Origin of the sequence: Pseudomonas sp. UBA6753, assembly GCF_002453565.1 — a bacterium.
Lineage (GTDB): Bacteria > Pseudomonadota > Gammaproteobacteria > Pseudomonadales > Pseudomonadaceae > Aquipseudomonas > Aquipseudomonas putida_Z.
Map to the genome: position 1 here is coordinate 168966 of NZ_DKHD01000002.1, position 16475 is coordinate 185440.

General features: G+C 64.4%; 17 protein-coding genes. 8 read left to right on the forward strand and 9 right to left on the reverse strand.

Annotation, left to right across the window (positions count from 1 at the left end; all coding sequences use genetic code 11):
- Positions 1 to 12 precede the first annotated feature (12 nt).
- From rodA to B2790_RS01025, 6 genes are read right to left on the reverse strand one after another with little or no spacing between them, the layout of a single operon-like run.
- Positions 13 to 1116 carry a rod shape-determining protein RodA gene (gene rodA / locus B2790_RS01000; RefSeq protein ID WP_046613723.1) on the reverse strand — a complete coding sequence of 368 codons (1104 nt, stop codon included), beginning with the start codon at positions 1114 to 1116 and terminating at the stop codon, positions 13 to 15.
- Positions 1117 to 1154: 38 nt separating this feature from the next.
- Positions 1155 to 3044, reverse strand: a complete 1890-nt coding sequence (mrdA, locus tag B2790_RS01005; RefSeq protein WP_025340768.1) for a penicillin-binding protein 2 — start codon at positions 3042 to 3044, stop codon at positions 1155 to 1157.
- Between the two features lie 16 nt (positions 3045 to 3060).
- Positions 3061 to 3528 carry a 23S rRNA (pseudouridine(1915)-N(3))-methyltransferase RlmH gene (rlmH, locus tag B2790_RS01010; RefSeq protein WP_003249722.1) on the reverse strand — a complete coding sequence of 156 codons (468 nt, stop codon included), beginning with the start codon at positions 3526 to 3528 and terminating at the stop codon, positions 3061 to 3063.
- Between the two features lie 9 nt (positions 3529 to 3537).
- Positions 3538 to 3957, reverse strand: coding sequence for a ribosome silencing factor (gene rsfS / locus B2790_RS01015; protein ID WP_013974359.1), 420 nt, complete (start codon positions 3955 to 3957; stop codon positions 3538 to 3540).
- 43 nt (positions 3958 to 4000) lie between these two features.
- Entirely contained in the window at positions 4001 to 4660 is a 660-nt protein-coding gene (gene nadD / locus B2790_RS01020; protein WP_075046481.1) for a nicotinate-nucleotide adenylyltransferase, read from the reverse strand.
- Between the two features lies 1 nt (position 4661).
- Positions 4662 to 5933: a glutamate-5-semialdehyde dehydrogenase gene (locus B2790_RS01025; RefSeq protein ID WP_025340770.1), complete on the reverse strand. Its 1272-nt coding sequence runs from the start codon at positions 5931 to 5933 to the stop codon at positions 4662 to 4664.
- 330 nt (positions 5934 to 6263) lie between these two features.
- Between B2790_RS01025 and B2790_RS01030 the strand changes: the two genes are divergently transcribed.
- Positions 6264 to 6932: a DNA-3-methyladenine glycosylase gene (locus B2790_RS01030; protein WP_286918067.1), complete on the forward strand. Its 669-nt coding sequence runs from the start codon at positions 6264 to 6266 to the stop codon at positions 6930 to 6932.
- A gap of 3 nt (positions 6933 to 6935) precedes the next feature.
- Positions 6936 to 8252 carry a bifunctional DedA family/phosphatase PAP2 family protein gene (locus B2790_RS01035; RefSeq protein ID WP_025340772.1) on the forward strand — a complete coding sequence of 439 codons (1317 nt, stop codon included), beginning with the start codon at positions 6936 to 6938 and terminating at the stop codon, positions 8250 to 8252.
- 128 nt (positions 8253 to 8380) lie between these two features.
- Here B2790_RS01035 and B2790_RS01040 read toward each other — a convergent pair whose 3' ends face one another.
- From B2790_RS01040 to B2790_RS01050, 3 genes are read right to left on the reverse strand one after another with little or no spacing between them, the layout of a single operon-like run.
- Positions 8381 to 8971 (reverse strand): LON peptidase substrate-binding domain-containing protein, encoded by a 591-nt coding sequence (locus B2790_RS01040; RefSeq protein ID WP_075046485.1) that lies wholly within the window; start codon positions 8969 to 8971, stop codon positions 8381 to 8383.
- 9 nt (positions 8972 to 8980) lie between these two features.
- Positions 8981 to 9697, reverse strand: coding sequence for an LrgB family protein (locus B2790_RS01045; protein WP_013974365.1), 717 nt, complete (start codon positions 9695 to 9697; stop codon positions 8981 to 8983).
- A complete protein-coding gene (locus B2790_RS01050; protein ID WP_046613232.1) occupies positions 9694 to 10056 on the reverse strand; it encodes a CidA/LrgA family protein in 363 nt (120 codons plus the stop codon). The genes B2790_RS01045 and B2790_RS01050 overlap by 4 nt, the downstream gene beginning before the upstream one ends.
- Positions 10057 to 10199: 143 nt before the next feature.
- Between B2790_RS01050 and B2790_RS01055 the strand changes: the two genes are divergently transcribed.
- The 6 genes from B2790_RS01055 to purH all read left to right on the forward strand — a co-directional run bounded on the left by B2790_RS01055 (position 10200) and on the right by purH (position 16462).
- Complete coding sequence (locus B2790_RS01055; RefSeq protein WP_286918068.1) at positions 10200 to 10655, forward strand: MaoC family dehydratase; 456 nt, start codon at positions 10200 to 10202, stop codon at positions 10653 to 10655.
- Positions 10656 to 10904: 249 nt separating this feature from the next.
- A complete protein-coding gene (gene prmA / locus B2790_RS01060; protein WP_025340777.1) occupies positions 10905 to 11783 on the forward strand; it encodes a 50S ribosomal protein L11 methyltransferase in 879 nt (292 codons plus the stop codon).
- Positions 11784 to 11825: 42 nt separating this feature from the next.
- The gene (locus B2790_RS01065) at positions 11826 to 13187 is read left to right on the forward strand and encodes a DUF3426 domain-containing protein (protein ID WP_274120284.1); all 1362 of its coding nucleotides are present in this window, start codon (positions 11826 to 11828) and stop codon (positions 13185 to 13187) included.
- A 255-nt stretch (positions 13188 to 13442) separates the two neighbouring features.
- Entirely contained in the window at positions 13443 to 14456 is a 1014-nt protein-coding gene (dusB, locus tag B2790_RS01070) for a tRNA dihydrouridine synthase DusB (protein ID WP_046613238.1), read from the forward strand.
- A complete protein-coding gene (gene fis, locus B2790_RS01075; protein ID WP_012274390.1) occupies positions 14453 to 14773 on the forward strand; it encodes a DNA-binding transcriptional regulator Fis in 321 nt (106 codons plus the stop codon). The genes dusB and fis overlap by 4 nt, the downstream gene beginning before the upstream one ends.
- Before the next feature lie 81 nt (positions 14774 to 14854).
- A complete protein-coding gene (purH, locus tag B2790_RS01080; protein ID WP_075046491.1) occupies positions 14855 to 16462 on the forward strand; it encodes a bifunctional phosphoribosylaminoimidazolecarboxamide formyltransferase/IMP cyclohydrolase in 1608 nt (535 codons plus the stop codon).
- Positions 16463 to 16475 lie beyond the last annotated feature (13 nt).

Below are 16475 nucleotides of genomic sequence, written 5' to 3' on the forward strand. Positions count from 1 at the left end.
TCTTCACCTTATTCAAACCTGAGCGATCCATTTGCGGTGCGTGTGGATCGACATCAGAACGCCAAACGCTGACAGCAGCGTCACCAACGAAGTTCCGCCATAGCTGATGAAGGGCAGCGGCACGCCCACCACGGGCAGAAGGCCGCTGACCATACCGATATTGACGAACACGTATACAAAGAAGGTCATGGTCAGGCTGCCCGCCAGCAGCTTGCCGAACAGGGTCTGCGCCTGGGCGGTGATCATCAGGCCACGGCCGATCAGCAGCAGGTAGACGATCAGCAGCAGGCAGATCCCGACCAGGCCGAATTCCTCGCCGAGCACGGCGATGATGAAGTCGGTATGGCTTTCCGGCAGGAAGTCCAGGTGCGACTGGGTGCCGAGCAGCCAGCCCTTGCCGAACACACCGCCCGAGCCGATCGCCGCCTTCGACTGGATGATGTTCCAGCCAGTGCCCAACGGGTCGCTTTCCGGGTCGAGGAAGGTCAGTACCCGCTGCTTCTGGTAGTCGTGCATGACGAAGAACCACATCGCCACCGCCACTGGCACCGCAGCTGCCAGCACGCTGAGGATCCAGCGCCAGCGCAGGCCGCCCATGAACAGCACGAAAGCCCCGGAGGCTAGGATCAGCAGCGCCGTGCCCAGGTCGGGCTGGCGCACGATCAGGATGAACGGCACGCCGATCAGCACCAGGCTGATCGCCACATGCTTCAGATGCGGCGGCAACGTGCGCTTGGACAGGTACCAGGCGATGGTCGCCGGCATGATGATCTTCATGAACTCCGAGGGCTGGAAGCGGATCACCCCGGGGATGTTGATCCAGCGCGTGGCGCCCATGGCGTTGTGGCCCATCACGTCCACCACCACCAGCAACAGCACCCCGGCCAGGTAGGCCAGCGGCACCCAACGGGCCATGAAGCGCGGCTCCAGCTGGGCGATGATGAACATCGACACCAGGCCGATGCCGAACGAGGTGGCCTGCTTGAGCAGCAGGTCCCAGTTCTTGCCACTGGCCGAGTACAGGACAAACAGGCTGCCGGCCGCGAGGGTCAGCAGAATGATCAGCAAAGGGCCGTCGATGTGGATGCGCTGTAGAAAGCTGGCGCGCCGACGCATCACATCCTCGCTGGAGAGCATGCGATCGAAATTGTTCATCACAGGGCTGATTCCTGGGTAACGGTGGCAGGCGCGAACTCGGGCTTGAGCCGGCCGTTTTCGTCAAGCAGCCAGGCGTCCATCACCTGGCGCACCACCGGGGCGGCGACGCCCGAGCCGGACTCACCGTTCTCGACCATCACCGAAACCACGATCTTCGGGTCCTCGGCCGGGGCGAAGGCGACGAACAGGGCGTGGTCGCGGTGGCGCTCCTGGAGCTTGTTGCGGTCGTACTTCTCGCCCTGCTTGATCGCCACCACCTGGGCAGTACCGCTCTTGCCGGCAATGCGGTACTGCGAGCCGATGGCCGCCTTGCGTGCGGTACCGCGGGCGTTGTGCATCACCTGCTCCATGCCATGGGTAACCTTGGCCCAGTCGGACTTGTCACGCAGCACGATGTTTTCCATGGGGTTGTCGTCCACCGGCGGCTGGCCTTCGATGGTCTTGGCCAGGTGCGGGCGGTTCCACACGCCCTTGTTGGCGATCAGCGCAGTGGCCTGGGCCAGTTGCAGCGGCGTGGTCTGCATGTAGCCCTGGCCAATGCCGAGGATCAGGGTTTCGCCGGGGAACCAGGCCTGGCGGCGAGTGGCGCGCTTCCATTCGCGCGACGGCATCAGCCCGGCGGATTCCTCGAACATGTCGAGGGAAACCCGCTGGCCGATGCCGAACTTGTTCATGTAGCTGGACAGCCGATCGATGCCCATCTTGTGGGCAAGGTCGTAGAAGTAGGTGTCGTTGGAGCGCATGATCGCGGTGTCCAGGTCGACCCAGCCATCGCCCGAGCGGTTCCAGTTACGGTATTTGTGGTCGTAGTTGGGCAACTGGTAGTAGCCCGGGTCGAACACCCGGCTGCCGGCATTGACCACGCCGCTGTCCAAGCCGGCGATGGCCACCGCCGGCTTGATGGTCGAGCCTGGCGGGTACAGGCCACGCAGCACGCGGTTGAACAGCGGTCGGTCGATCGAGTCGCGCAGTTCGGCATAGGCCTTGAAGCCGATGCCGGTGACGAACAGGTTGGGGTCGAAGCTGGGCTGGCTGACCATCGCCAGCACCTCGCCGGTACGCGGGTCGAGCGCCACCACCGCACCACGCCGTCCACCCAGGGCAGCCTCGGCGGCCTCCTGCAGCTTGATGTCCAGGCTCAGCACGATGTCCTTGCCCGGTTTCGGGTCGGTACGCTTGAGCACCCGCAGCACACGGCCACGGGCGTTGGTCTCGACTTCCTCGTAGCCCACCTGGCCATGCAGGTCGGCTTCGTAGAAGCGTTCGATGCCGGTCTTGCCGATGTGGTGGGTGCCGCTGTAGTTCACCGGGTCGAGGGTTTTCAGCTCTTTCTCGTTGATCCGCCCCACATACCCCACCGAATGGGCGAAGTGCGCGCCCTGCGGGTAATGGCGCACCAACTGGGCCACCACTTCCACGCCCGGCAGGCGGAACTGGTTCACCGCAACGCGGGCGATCTGCTCTTCGTTGAGTTCGAACAGGATCGGCACCGGCTCGAACGGCCGGCGGCCCTGGCGCATGCGCTTCTCGAACAGGGCGCGGTCGTCGGGCGTCAGTTCCAGCACTTCGACGATGGTATCCAGCACTTCCTGCCAGTTACCCGCACGTTCGCGGGTCATCGACAGGCTGAAGCTGGGCCGGTTGTCGGCGACGATCACCCCGTTGCGGTCGAAGATCAGCCCGCGGGTCGGCGGGATCGGCTGCACATGCACCCGGTTGTTCTCCGACAGCGTCGAATGATAGTCGTGCTGGATGACCTGCAGGTAGTAAAGCCGCGCGATCAGCACGCAAATGAGCAGCATGATCGCCACTGCGCCGACCACGACGCGGTTGCGCACCAGGCGGGCGTCTTTCTCGTGGTCCTTGAGACGGATCGGCTGCGACATCGGACTGCTTACAGGCTCATTTATGGTAAGGATGCCCGGACAACACGGTCCAGGCGCGGTAGATCTGCTCGCCGATGAGTATCCTTACCAATGGGTGCGGCAAGGTCAGCGGCGACAGCGACCAGCGTTGCTCGGCGCGCGCGCAGACCTCGGGCGCCAGGCCCTCCGGGCCGCCCACCATCAAATTCACCGTGCGCGCATCCAGGCGCCAGCGGTCCAGCTCGGTCGCCAGTTGCTCGGTACTCCACGGCTTGCCATGGACCTCGAGGGTGACGATGCGTTCCCCGGGCTGAACCTTGCTCAGCATGGCCTCGCCCTCCTGACGGATCAGGCGGGCGACGTCGGCATTCTTGCCACGGGTGTTCAGCGGGATTTCCACCAGCTCCAGCGACAGCTCGGCGGGCAGGCGCTTGGCATATTCATGCCAGCCTTCCTCAACCCACTTCGGCATGCGCGAGCCGACCGCGATCAGGCGCAGACGCACAGCGCTTCCTTATTCCCGGTCCTTGAGCTTGTCGGAGTACTCGTGGGCATGGTCCGGGCTGTGGTGCTTGCCATCGGCGGCACGGCTTTGCTCGGCACCCTGCCACAGGCGCTCCAGGTCGTAGAACTGGCGGGCAGCGGCGGTCATCATGTGCACGATGACGTCGTTCAGGTCCAGCAGCACCCAGTCGCTGTCGCCCTTGCCTTCTTCACCCAGTGGCTGGGCACCCTTGGCCTTGACCGCTTCGCGGACCTTTTCCAGCATCGCGTTGATCTGGCGGTTGGAGGTACCGGTGGCAATGATCATGTAGTCGGTCAGGCTGTGCTTTTCGCGCACGTCGATGACCTGGATGTCCTGGGCCTTGACGTCTTCCAGCGCTGCCTTGGTCAGGGCGACCAGTTCTTCGCCGTGGATTTTCTGCTTGGTCATATAAAACTCGTTCAACTCGTTGGATGAGGCGCCAGAGGCACCGTCAGTTAGGTGCACGATACAGTTCGTGCGCCTCGATATAGGCCAGTACGGCGTCCGGCACCAGGAACCTCACCGATTTGCCGCTGGCCAGCAGCTGTCGGATCTGTGTAGCCGACACCGCAAGCGGCGTCTGCCAGACGAACGAAATGTTTCCCGCCGGGCCGGACATGGCGGTGGGATCGCTCTCCGAGCGCGCAGCCAGAAGGTTGCGCAGCTCGTCAGGGGGTTCTACGTCGGCATCCGGGCGTTGCAGCACCAGGATGTGACAGTGTTGCAGCAATTCTTCCCAGCGGTGCCAGCCGGGCAGGCCACAGAAGGCATCCCAGCCTAGCACCAGAAACAGCTGGTCGTTGGCGCCTAGTTCGGCGCGGATCGACTCCAGCGTGTCGATGGTGTACGACGGTTTGTCGCGCGCCAGTTCGCGGGCATCCACGCTCAGGCAGGGCACGCCCTGCACGGCGCCTTGCACCATGGCCAGGCGGTCCTGCGCGGCCACCTGCGGGGTGTCGCGGTGCGGCGGCCGGGCGTTGGGCAGCAGGCGCAGCTCGTCCAGCCCCATGAACTCAGCCACTTCCAGCGCGCTGCGCAGGTGGCCGATGTGCACGGGGTCGAAGGTGCCGCCAAGAATGCCGATGCGCCGGACTGCCTGGGCCTTGCTCAACTCAGCAGGACTCCTGGCCGCGCAGCTGGCCGTCGCCGATCACTACGTACTTCTCGCAGGTCAGGCCTTCCAGGCCGACCGGGCCACGGGCATGCAGCTTGTCGGTGGAAATGCCGATTTCCGCACCCAGGCCGTACTCGAAGCCGTCGGCGAAGCAGGTCGGGGTATTGAGCATGACCGACGCCGAGTCGACCTCGGCCATGAACTGGCGAGCTTCACCCTGGTGTTCGCTGATGATCGAATCGGTGTGGTGCGAGCCATAGTGGTTGATGTGCTCGATGGCCTGGTCCAGGCCGTCGACCACGCGAATCGACAGGATCGCGTCCAGGTATTCGGTGTGCCAGTCGGCCTCGGTGGCGGGCTTGGCGTCAATGATCGCCCGGGTGCGCTCGCAGCCACGCAGCTCGACGCCCTTCTCCTGGAAGCGGCGGGCCATTTCCGGCAGGAAGCGCTCGGCCACCTGCTGGTCGACCAGCAGCGTTTCCATGGCGCCACAGATGCCGTAGCGGTAGGTCTTGGCGTTGAACGCCACGCGCCAGGCCTTGTCCAGGTCGGCGTGCTGGCTGACGTAGACGTGGCAGATACCGTCCAGGTGCTTGATCACCGGCACGCGGGCATCGCGGCTGATGCGTTCGATCAGGCCACGGCCACCGCGCGGCACGATGACGTCGACGAATTCCGGCATGCTGATCAGCGCGCCCACGGCTTCGCGGTCGGTAGTCTCGACCACCTGCACCACGGCTGCCGGCAGGCCGGCGGCAGCCAGGCCACGCTGAATGCAGGTGGCGATGGCGCGGTTGGAGTGGATGGCTTCGGAGCCGCCACGCAGGATGGTCGCGTTCCCCGACTTCAGGCACAGGCTGGCGGCATCGATGGTCACGTTCGGGCGCGACTCGTAGATGATCCCGATCACCCCCAGCGGCGTGCGCATCTTGCCGACCTGGATACCGGATGGGCGGTAGCTCATGTCGCGGATGGCACCGACCGGGTCCGGCAGGCTGGCCACCTGGCGCAGGCCGGTGATCATGCCGTCGATACGCGCCGGGGTCAGCGCCAGGCGGTCGAGCAGCGCCGGTTCCAGGCCGTTGGCACGGCCGGCGGCCAGGTCCAGCTCGTTGGCAGCGGTCAGCTCGGCACGAGCGGCGTCCAGTGCATCGGCGGCAGCTTGCAGGGCGCGGTTCTTCTGCGCGGTGCTGGCACGGCCGATCACCCGGGAAGCCTCACGGGCAGCGCGACCCAGGCGGGTCATATAGTCAAGAACGGACTCAGTCATGGGTTCGGTGTCTTGGCGAAGGGGAAATCGGCTGATTATAACTGCCGCGCAGGTGTACGCCCAGCGGCGGGTGGCGGATGGTAGAAAATGGCTGGGGGCATTGTGTAGGAAAGATGTAACCGGGGTTATCGAAATTTCTATCTCCTGTCAGGGCCCTTTCGCGGGTAAACCCGCTCCCACAGGGATTGCACAAGGCCTGGGACCTCCGAGGTACCTGTGGGAGCGGGCGAGCCCGCGAAAGGGCCGGCACTGCCAACATCCCACTCGATTCAGCCTCGATTAAGCCATTCATTGCTATCATCCCCGCCTTCCCAACCGCGAACCGCCCGCATGCCAGCCTTGCCCGACAGCTTTTTCGACCGCGACGCCCAGACCCTGGCCAAGGCCCTGCTGGGCAAGGTCATCCGCCATCGCCACAGCGACCTGTGGCTGGCCGCGCGCATCATCGAGACCGAGGCCTACTACCTCACCGACAAGGGCAGCCACGCCTCGCTCGGCTACACCGAGAAACGCAAGGCGTTGTTCCTCGATGGCGGGCACATCTATATGTACTACGCGCGCGGCGGCGACTCGCTGAACTTCAGCGCCCACGGGCCGGGCAACGCGGTGCTGATCAAGTCGGCCTATCCTTGGCAGGACGCCCGCTCGGGGCCGAACAGCCTGGCGCAGATGCAACTGAACAACCCCGATGCCAGCGGCAACCTCCGCCCGGCCGAGCGCCTGTGCGCCGGCCAGACCTTGCTGTGCCGGGCTCTGGGCCTGAAGGTGCCGCACTGGGACGCCCAGCGTTTCGACGCCGAGCGCCTGTACGTGGAAGATTGCGGCAACGCCGTGCCACGGGTGATCCAGACCGCCCGCCTGGGCATCCCGCATGGCCGCGACGAGCACCTGCCCTACCGTTTCGTCGATGCCGAATACGCCCGTTTCTGCACGCGGAACCCGTTACGTCGTGGCCAAGTCGAAGACCGCGACTTCTTCATTCTCGAACAAGGAAGCTGAACCATGGGCCAATGGCTCGACAGCCTGACCGGCTGGCTCAGCGCCAACCCGCAGTGGCTTGGCCTGGCAATTTTCCTGGTGGCCTGCATCGAGTGCCTGGCCATTGCCGGCATCATCGTGCCAGGCACCGTGCTGCTGTTCGCGGTCGCGGTACTGGCCGGCAGCGGCGCCTTCAGCCTGGGCGAAACGCTGCTGCTGGGCTTTCTCGGCGGCCTGGTGGGCGATGCCTTGTCGTACACGGTGGGCAAGTACTTCCACCAGAATATCCGCCGCCTGCCCCTGCTGCGCCACCATCCGGAATGGATCGGCAGTGCCGAGGCCTACTTCCAGCGCTACGGCATCGCCAGCCTGCTGGTAGGGCGCTTCATCGGGCCGCTGCGGCCAATGCTGCCGATGGTCGCCGGCATGTTCGACATGCCACTGCCGCGCTTCATCGCCGTCAGCCTGGTGGCCGGTGCCGGCTGGGCGGTGGCCTACCTGCTGCCCGGCTGGGCTACCGGCGCGGCCATGCGCCTGCCCTTGCCGGAAGGCTTCTGGCTGGATGCCGGGATAATCGCCGGGACCCTGGCTGTCATCATCGGGCTGAGCCTGAACACCAGCATTCGCGATCAACGCCACGGCACCCGGCTGATCGCCGGCATGAGTTTCCTGGCCTTGGCCGGGGTCTTCCTCGGCTGGCCCTACCTGCACGAATTCGACCAGGGCGTGATGACACTGGTGCAGGAACACCGTAGCCAGGCCATCGATGGCGCCGTGGTGCTGGTGACCCGGCTGGGCGATTTCCGCACCCAGTTGTTCCTCGGCGGCCTGCTGACGGGCCTGCTGCTGCTTGCCCGGCAGTGGCGGCATGCCATGTTCGCTGCGGGCGCGCTGATGGGTACGGCGCTTGCCAACGGCACGCTGAAGTGGCTGTTCGCCCGGGCCCGCCCGGAAGTGCTGAGTGACCCGCTGACCAGCTACAGCATGCCCAGCGGGCACAGTTCGGCGTCGTTTGCGTTCTTTCTGGTGATGGCGGTGCTGGCCGGGCGCGGGCAACCGCCGCGGATGCGCCTGACCTGGGTGATGCTGGGCTGTATTCCAGCGCTGGCGATTGCCCTGTCACGGGTGTACCTGGGGGCGCACTGGCCGACCGACATCCTCGCCGGGGCCTTGCTGGCGTGCTGTGTGTGCGCGCTCAGCCTGGCACTGGTGCAGCGCCACCAGACCCTGCCTGCCTTGCCGCTGCGGGTGTGGTGGCTGGTGCTGCCGGCGTGTGTCGCGTTGCTGGCGTTCTTTGCCATGCATGCGCTGCCGCAGGCTTTGCTGCGGTATCAATATTGATGTCGCCTGTACCGGCCTCTTCGCGGGTAAACCCGCTCCCACAGGTACTGCATCAAGCCTGAGAACGGCGCTATCTCTGTGGGAGCGGGTTTACCCGCGAAAAGGCCGGCACTGGCAACCCATCACTATCAGGCAAACAATTCACCCTGAATCCGCTCCAGCAGCTTCTGGATTTCCCCCAACCGCTCCTGTGGCGAGTCGAGGGTCAGCAAATCCAGCTTGTCCTCTTCCATGAATGGCAGCAGGTACGCCAGCTGGTTGGCCAGCGCCTGGCGCCCGTCCACCGGGCGCGGCATGTCCAAGGCTTCGACCATCGGGTGTTCGCCCAGCGCCACCAGCAACGCCAGCAGGTCTTCGTCCGCCTCGAGCAATGGGCTGTCCGCCTGCTCCGGCAGCCATTGCACCTGCCCCACCAGCAACTGGTCCTTCTGCACCTCGGTACTGTCCAGGTTGAAGCGCCGCACACCTTCGACGCGGATACCCAGCAAGCCGTTATCCTGCTGCACGAAGTCACGGATCACCGCCTCGCAGCCGATCGAGGCAACCACCGGCGGCGCCTTGCCGACCTGCTCGCCTTCCAGGATGCACACCACACCAAAACCTTCGCCCCGTTTCATGCAGCGCCCGATCATGTCCAGATAGCGTGCCTCGAAAATCTGCAAATCGAGGAAACAACCAGGAAACAGCACGGTATTGAGGGGAAACAGCGGTAGCGTCATCACAAGTCCTCAAGCCACCAGGCTGACCGCCAGCGGTAGGAACACCGCCGTGGCCACCCCCATCAGGCTCATCGCCAGCGCGGCAAAGGCGCCGCATTCGTCACTTTCCTGCAGGGCCACCGAAGTGCCCACCGCGTGCGCGGTCACGCCCAGAGACATGCCGCGCGCCTCGGGGCTATGCACGCCAAAACGGCTCAGCAGCGCCGGGCCGAAGATTGCCCCGATCACCCCCGTAATCAGCACGAACACCGCCGCCAGGGCCGCCACGCCGCCAATCTGCTCGGCCACCAGCATGGCGATCGGCGAGGTCACCGATTTCGGCGCCATGGTCATCAGGATCATGTGCTCGGCACCGAACCACCAGCCCAGCAACAGGCAGCACAGCGTGGCGAACAGGCCTCCGACTACCAGCGTAGTAAATGTGGGCCAGAACAGCTGCCGGATACGCCGCAGGTTGAGGTAGAGCGGCACGGCCAGGGCCACGGTGGCAGGCCCCAGCAGGATGTTCATGATTTCGGTGCTCTTGCGGTATTCGCTGTAGTCGATGCCACACACCAGCAACACACCGATCACCAGCAGCATCGACACCAGTACCGGCTGCAGGAAGATCCAGCGGGTCTTCTCGTAGGCCGCCAGCACCACCTGGTAGGCCCCAAGCGTGATGCCGATACCGAACAAGGGATGATGAACGACCGCATCCAGTGCGCCTTGCCAGTCGAGCATCATGGCTGCTCCTCGCGCCGGCCCTGGCGGTGGATGAGCTTTTGCATCAACACGCCAACGAACACCAGGGTCACCAGGCAGGAGATCAGCAAGGCACCGGCAATAGCCCAGAAGTCCGCGGCGATATCCTTGGCATACACCATCACCCCCACCGCTGGCGGCACCAGCAACAGCGGCAGGTAGCGCAGCAGGCTGCTGGCGGCCTCGTTCAGCGGCTTGCCCACCTCACCACGGGCCATGAGGAAGAACAACAGCAGCAACAGGCCGATGATCGGCCCCGGCAAAAACGGCACCAACAGGTGGTTGATTGCCGTCCCCAGCAGCTGGAACAGCACCAGCCAGGTCAAACCACGCAACAGCATAAGCATCTCCCTCGGGCATGGCCGCCATTATAAGCATGTGCCGCCATATACCGATATTCGTCGAAAAGCGCGCAACTTGACTGAAACGGTTCGCCGTGCTGATCTTGCACTTTCGTACCAACTGACAACCTGGAGAGTCCGCGATGCCCCATGTACCGGTTACAGAGCTTTCGCAGTACGTTGGTAAGGAACTGGGCCGCTCGGCCTGGCTGAAGATCGACCAGCAGCGCATCAACCTGTTCGCCGAAGCCACTGGCGATTTCCAGTTCATCCATGTCGACCCGGAAAAGGCGGCGAAAACCCCGTTTGGCGGCACTATCGCTCACGGTTTCCTGACGTTGTCGCTGATTCCCAAACTGATCGAGGACATCCTGGTCCTGCCGGAAGGGCTGAAGATGGTGGTGAACTACGGACTGGACAGCGTGCGGTTCATCCAGCCGGTCAAGGTCGACAGCCAGGTGCGGCTGAAGGTGGATTTGGCCGAGGTGACGGAGAAGAGGCCGGGGCAATGGTTGCTCAAGGCGATTGCCACGCTGGAAATCGAGGGAGAAGAGAAGCCTGCTTATATAGCTGAGTCGCTTTCCCTCTGTTTTGTCTGATACACCACAGTTTCTGTGGGAGCGGGCATGCCCGCGAAGCAAGCACCGCGGTGGATGGCACGGGCTTCGCCCGTGTTCGCGGGCGCGCCCGCTCCCACAGGGTGCATGCCAGGATTTCAATGTTGTGCAAGGCAGTAGCCCCAACGATGTCCGTGCCTGGCCTCCTCTACAAACCCACCGCACTCGCGTAAACTGCCAGCCTTCGCGCAGCCTAGGGCTGCCCCTGTCGATTTACCAAAGGTGCCCGCCATGCCCTGGCTGCAAGTACGCCTGGCCATCAGCCCGGAACAAGCCGAAACCTACGAAGATGCCCTGCTCGAAGTGGGTGCCGTCTCGGTCACGTTCATGGACGCTGAGGATCAACCGATCTTCGAGCCAGACCTCAACACCACCCCGCTGTGGTCGCACACCCACCTGCTGGCCCTGTTCGAGGCCGATGCCGACCCTGAGCAGGTATTCGCCCACCTGCGCCTGCTGACCGGCGCCGAGCTGCCCGAGCACCAGGCCGAGGTGATCGAGGACCAGGACTGGGAACGCAGCTGGATGGACAACTTCCAGCCGATGCGCTTCGGCCGCCGCCTGTGGATCGTGCCCAGCTGGCACGAGGCCCCGGAACAGGACGCGGTGAACCTGCTGCTCGACCCGGGCCTGGCGTTCGGCACCGGCACCCACCCGACCACCGCCCTGTGCCTGGAATGGCTCGACGGCCAGCAACTCGAAGGCACCCAGGTGCTGGACTTCGGCTGCGGCTCGGGCATTCTGGCCATCGCCGCGCTGCTGCTGGGCGCCCGTGAAGCGGTCGGTACCGACATCGACGTGCAGGCCATCGAGGCTTCGCGCGACAACGCCCAGCGCAACGGCATCGCCGATGAGAAGCTGGCGCTGTACCTGCCCGAGCACATGCCGGCCATGCAGGCCGACGTGCTGGTCGCCAACATCCTCGCCGGCCCGCTGGTGTCGCTGGCACCGCAACTGTCCGGCCTGGTCCGCCCAGGTGGCCTGCTGGCGCTGTCGGGCATCCTCGCCGAGCAGGGTGAGGAAGTGGCCGCGGCCTATGCCGCCGACTTCGAGCTGGACCCGATCGTCGTGCGCGACGGCTGGGTGCGCATCAGTGGTCGCCGCCGTTAAGCGGGCCTAGAATACTTTTCTGCACAGCTCCCGGATTGCCGCATGACCGACAGTTTCGTCACCCAGTGCCCGCATTGCCAGACCAGCTTTCGCGTCACCCACCACCAGTTGAGCGTGGCCCGCGGTGTAGTGCGCTGCGGCCACTGCCTGCAGGTGTTCAACGCCGCCAAGCAGCTGCTGGAGCAGAACCGCACCGGCGGAGCCAGCGCACCTGTGGTGCCGGCACCGATGCCTGCCGCCCCTGCCGAGCCGCTGGCCGAACCGGTGATCGCACCCGAGCCTCTCGCCAGCGAACCCGGCACCACTCCGGACGAGGACTGGGCGCTCACCAACCAGGCGCTGGACGCGCTCGACCTCGACATGGAACTGGAGCGCCTGGAGCGCCGCGGCCAACCGGCCACGGCTCGCCCGGCCAGCCAGGATGACGGCCTGCAGGCGCGGCGTGACGAACTGCACCCGGACGAACATGCCGACGACCTGTTCGGTACGGCTACCGATGAACCGTTCGAACCGCAACCGGCGATAGAAACCGCGCCCGTGCTGCGGGAGCCGGAGCCCTTGGAGCTGGACCTGGAGCCCGTCCCGGGCGAGCGTACCGAGCCGACGTTAGGTGGCAATCTGGACCTGGACATCGACGACGAGCCACCGGTACACCGTGCCGTCGAAATCGATGACCACCCCGAATTCAACGAACCGCTGCGTGCCAGCGATGATGAAGCCCCGGTACAGGGCCTGAGTGCCCGCGACGACGAGCCGCTGGAGCTGCACCTGTCGGCGCGCGATGACGAGCCTGTCGAGCCGCTGCCCGGCGAACGCCTGGAACCAGGCCTTGCCGGCAAAGCCGAGCGCCCGGCGCGCAAGGAGCCGCTGGTCGACGTGGTCGACGACCCGCTGCAACTGGGCTGGGAAAAGCCCGCACCCAACTGGGGCAAGCGCCTGCTGTGGGGCTTCCTGACCCTGCTGGCCGCTGGCTTGCTGGCGTTCCAGTACGTGTGGTTCCACTTCGATGAAATGGCCCGCCAGGACCAGTACCGGCCGCTCTTCCAGCAAGTCTGCCCGTTGGTCGGCTGCGAAGTGCCGACCCGCGTCGATATCGCCCGAATCAAGAGCAGCAACCTGGTAGTACGCAGCCACCCGGACTTCAAGGGCGCACTGATCGTCGATGCGATCATCTACAACCGCGCGCCGTTCGCCCAGCCGTTCCCGCTGCTGGAACTGCGCTTCGCAGACCTCAATGGCCAGCTGATCGCCAGCCGGCGCTTCAAGCCCAGCGAGTACCTGTCCGGCGAACTGGCCGGGCGCGGTGAAATGCCCAGCCAGACTCCGATCCACATCGCCCTGGACATCCTCGACCCGGGGCCGAAGGCCGTCAATTACAGCCTGAGCTTCCGCTCGCCGGAATAACCACCAACCCTGTGGAAGCGGGCGTGCCCGCGAACACGGGCGAAGCCCGTGCCAGCCATTGCGCCGCCTGCTTCGCGGGCACGCCCGCTCCCACAGGGGCCGCGCAAGGTCCTGGATCCGTCCCCCATACCAAATGTCATAAGCCGACAACTGTTCAGATTTTATCCAAATCCATCTTTATCCGGTCACCGAGAGCGGGTATCATGCCAACCCTTTTTCGAACTCCAAGATTCGGCCCCACAACAGGGATCACCTATGTCGGCGGTACGCATCGGCCCATACACACTACGTAACAACCTGATCCTCGCGCCCATGGCCGGGGTCACGGACCAGCCTTTCCGTACACTTTGCCAGCGCCTGGGCGCCGGCATGGTGGTGTCGGAAATGGTCTCCAGCGACATGAGCCTGTGGAACAGCCGCAAGTCGAGCCTGCGCCGCATCCATGAAGGTGATCCCGAGCCACGCTCGGTACAGATCGCCGGTGGTGATGCGCAGATGATGGCAGCGGCGGCAAAGGCCAACGTCGAAGCAGGCGCCCAGATCATTGATATCAACATGGGCTGCCCGGCAAAAAAAGTCTGCAACAAAGCCGCAGGCTCTGCTTTATTGAGAGATGAAGCCTTGGTCAGCGAGATTCTCCACGCCGTGGTCGGCGCCGTGGACGTCCCGGTGACCCTGAAGATCCGCACCGGCTGGGACCGGGCGAACAAGAACGGCCTGAACGTGGCGAGGATCGCCGAGCAGGCCGGCATCCAGGCGCTGGCGGTGCATGGCCGCACACGCGCCGACCTGTACACCGGCGAAGCCGAATACGACACCATCGCTGCCATCAAGCAGGCGGTGTCGATCCCGGTTTTTGCCAACGGCGATATCACCTCGCCAGAAAAGGCCCGGGCGGTGCTGGACGCCACCGGGGTAGACGGCCTGTTGATCGGCCGGGCCGCCCAGGGGCGGCCATGGATCTTTCGCGAGATCGAGCATTACCTGCGCACTGGCGAACACCTGCCAGCGCCGCAGCTGGACGAAGTGGAACGCATCCTGCTGGAGCACCTGGCCGCGCTGCATGCCTTCTATGGCGATGTGATGGGCGTACGTATCGCCCGCAAGCACGTTGGCTGGTACCTGGCAACACGACCCGGCGGCAAGGAGTTTCGCTCCCGGTTCAACGCTTTGGAAGACACACAAGCGCAGTGCGCCAACGTTCGCGCGTTTTTCAGCGAACGTCGACAGAGCCTTGAGACAGAGGACGGACAAGGGGTGGCCGCATGACGATGATGACCGAGACATTTGTGAGTGGAACAACGCCCGTGAGCGACAACGCCAACCTGAAACAGCACCTCAACACGCCGAGCGAAGAGGGCCAGACCCTTCGCGACAGCGTCGAGAAGGCGCTGCACAACTACTTCGCCCACCTGGAAGGCGCGACCGTGACGGACGTGTACAACCTGGTGCTCTCCGAAGTCGAGGCGCCCCTGCTCGAAAGCGTGATGAACTACGTGAAGGGCAACCAGACCAAGGCCAGCGAGATGCTCGGGCTGAACCGAGGCACCCTGCGCAAGAAGCTCAAGCAGTACGACTTGTTGTAAGCCAGAATCCCAACCAGAAAAGGCGGCTCCCTGAACAGAGGCGCCTTTTTTGCTGACTCCACCGCGTTATTGGAACCCGAAATGACCGACCAGACTACCCGCCTGCCAGTCCGCCGCGCCCTGATCAGCGTCTCCGACAAGACCGGTATCCTCGAATTCGCCCGTGAGCTGCAGCAGCTCGGTGTCGAGATCCTGTCCACCGGCGGCACCTACAAGCTGCTCAAGGACAACGGCGTCAACGCGGTGGAAGTGGCCGACTACACCGGCTTCGCCGAAATGATGGATGGCCGGGTCAAGACCCTGCACCCGAAAATCCACGGTGGCATCCTGGGCCGTCGCGGCACCGACGACGCCATCATGAACGAGCACGGCATCAAGCCGATCGACCTGGTAGCAGTCAACCTGTACCCGTTCGAAGCCACCATTTCCAAGCCTGGCTGTGATCTGCCGACCGCCATCGAGAACATCGACATCGGCGGCCCGACCATGGTCCGTTCGGCTGCCAAGAACCACAAGGACGTGGCCATCGTGGTCAACGCCAGCGACTACGCCGGCATCGTCGAAGGCCTCAAGGCCGGTGGCCTGACCTACGCCCAGCGCTTCGACCTGATGCTCAAGGCGTTCGAGCACACCGCCGCCTACGACGGCATGATCGCCAACTACATGGGCACCATCGATCAGGCCAAAGAGACCCTGAGCACTGAAGACCGCAGCGAATTCCCGCGCACCTTCAACAGCCAGTTCGTCAAGGCCCAGGAAATGCGCTACGGCGAGAACCCGCACCAGAGCGCGGCGTTCTACGTGGAAGCGAAAAAAGGCGAAGCCAGCGTTTCCACCGCCATCCAGCTGCAGGGCAAGGAACTGTCGTTCAACAACGTGGCCGACACCGACGCCGCACTGGAGTGTGTGAAGAGCTTCGTCAAGCCGGCCTGCGTCATCGTCAAGCACGCCAACCCATGCGGCGTGGCCGTGGTACCTGAAGACGAAGGCGGCATCCGCAAGGCCTACGACCTGGCCTATGCCACCGACACCGAGTCGGCGTTCGGCGGCATCATCGCCTTCAACCGCGAGCTGGACGGCGAAACCGCCAAGGCCATCGTCGACCGCCAGTTCGTCGAAGTGATCATCGCCCCGAAAATCTCCCAGGCTGCCCGCGACGTGGTTGCAGCCAAGCAGAACGTACGCCTGCTGGAATGCGGCGAGTGGCCAGCCGAGCGCGCTGCCGGTTGGGACTTCAAGCGTGTCAACGGTGGCCTGCTGGTGCAGAGCCGCGATATCGGCATGATCACCGCCGATGACCTGAAGATCGTCACCAAGCGCGCGCCGACCGAGCAAGAGATCCACGACCTGGTGTTCGCCTGGAAAGTGGCCAAGTTCGTCAAGTCCAACGCCATTGTCTACGCCAAGCAGCGCCAGACCATCGGCGTCGGCGCCGGCCAGATGAGCCGCGTCAACTCCGCGCGCATTGCTGCAATCAAGGCCGAGCATGCCGGCCTGCAGGTGCAGGGCGCAGTCATGGCGTCGGACGCGTTCTTCCCGTTCCGTGATGGCATCGACAATGCGGCTAAAGTGGGTATCAGCGCCGTGATCCAGCCGGGTGGTTCGATGCGTGATGCCGAGGTGATTGCTGCTGCTGACGAAGCCGGCATCGCCATGGTCTTCACCGGTATGCGCCACTTCCGCCACTAATTACGCGGATCCC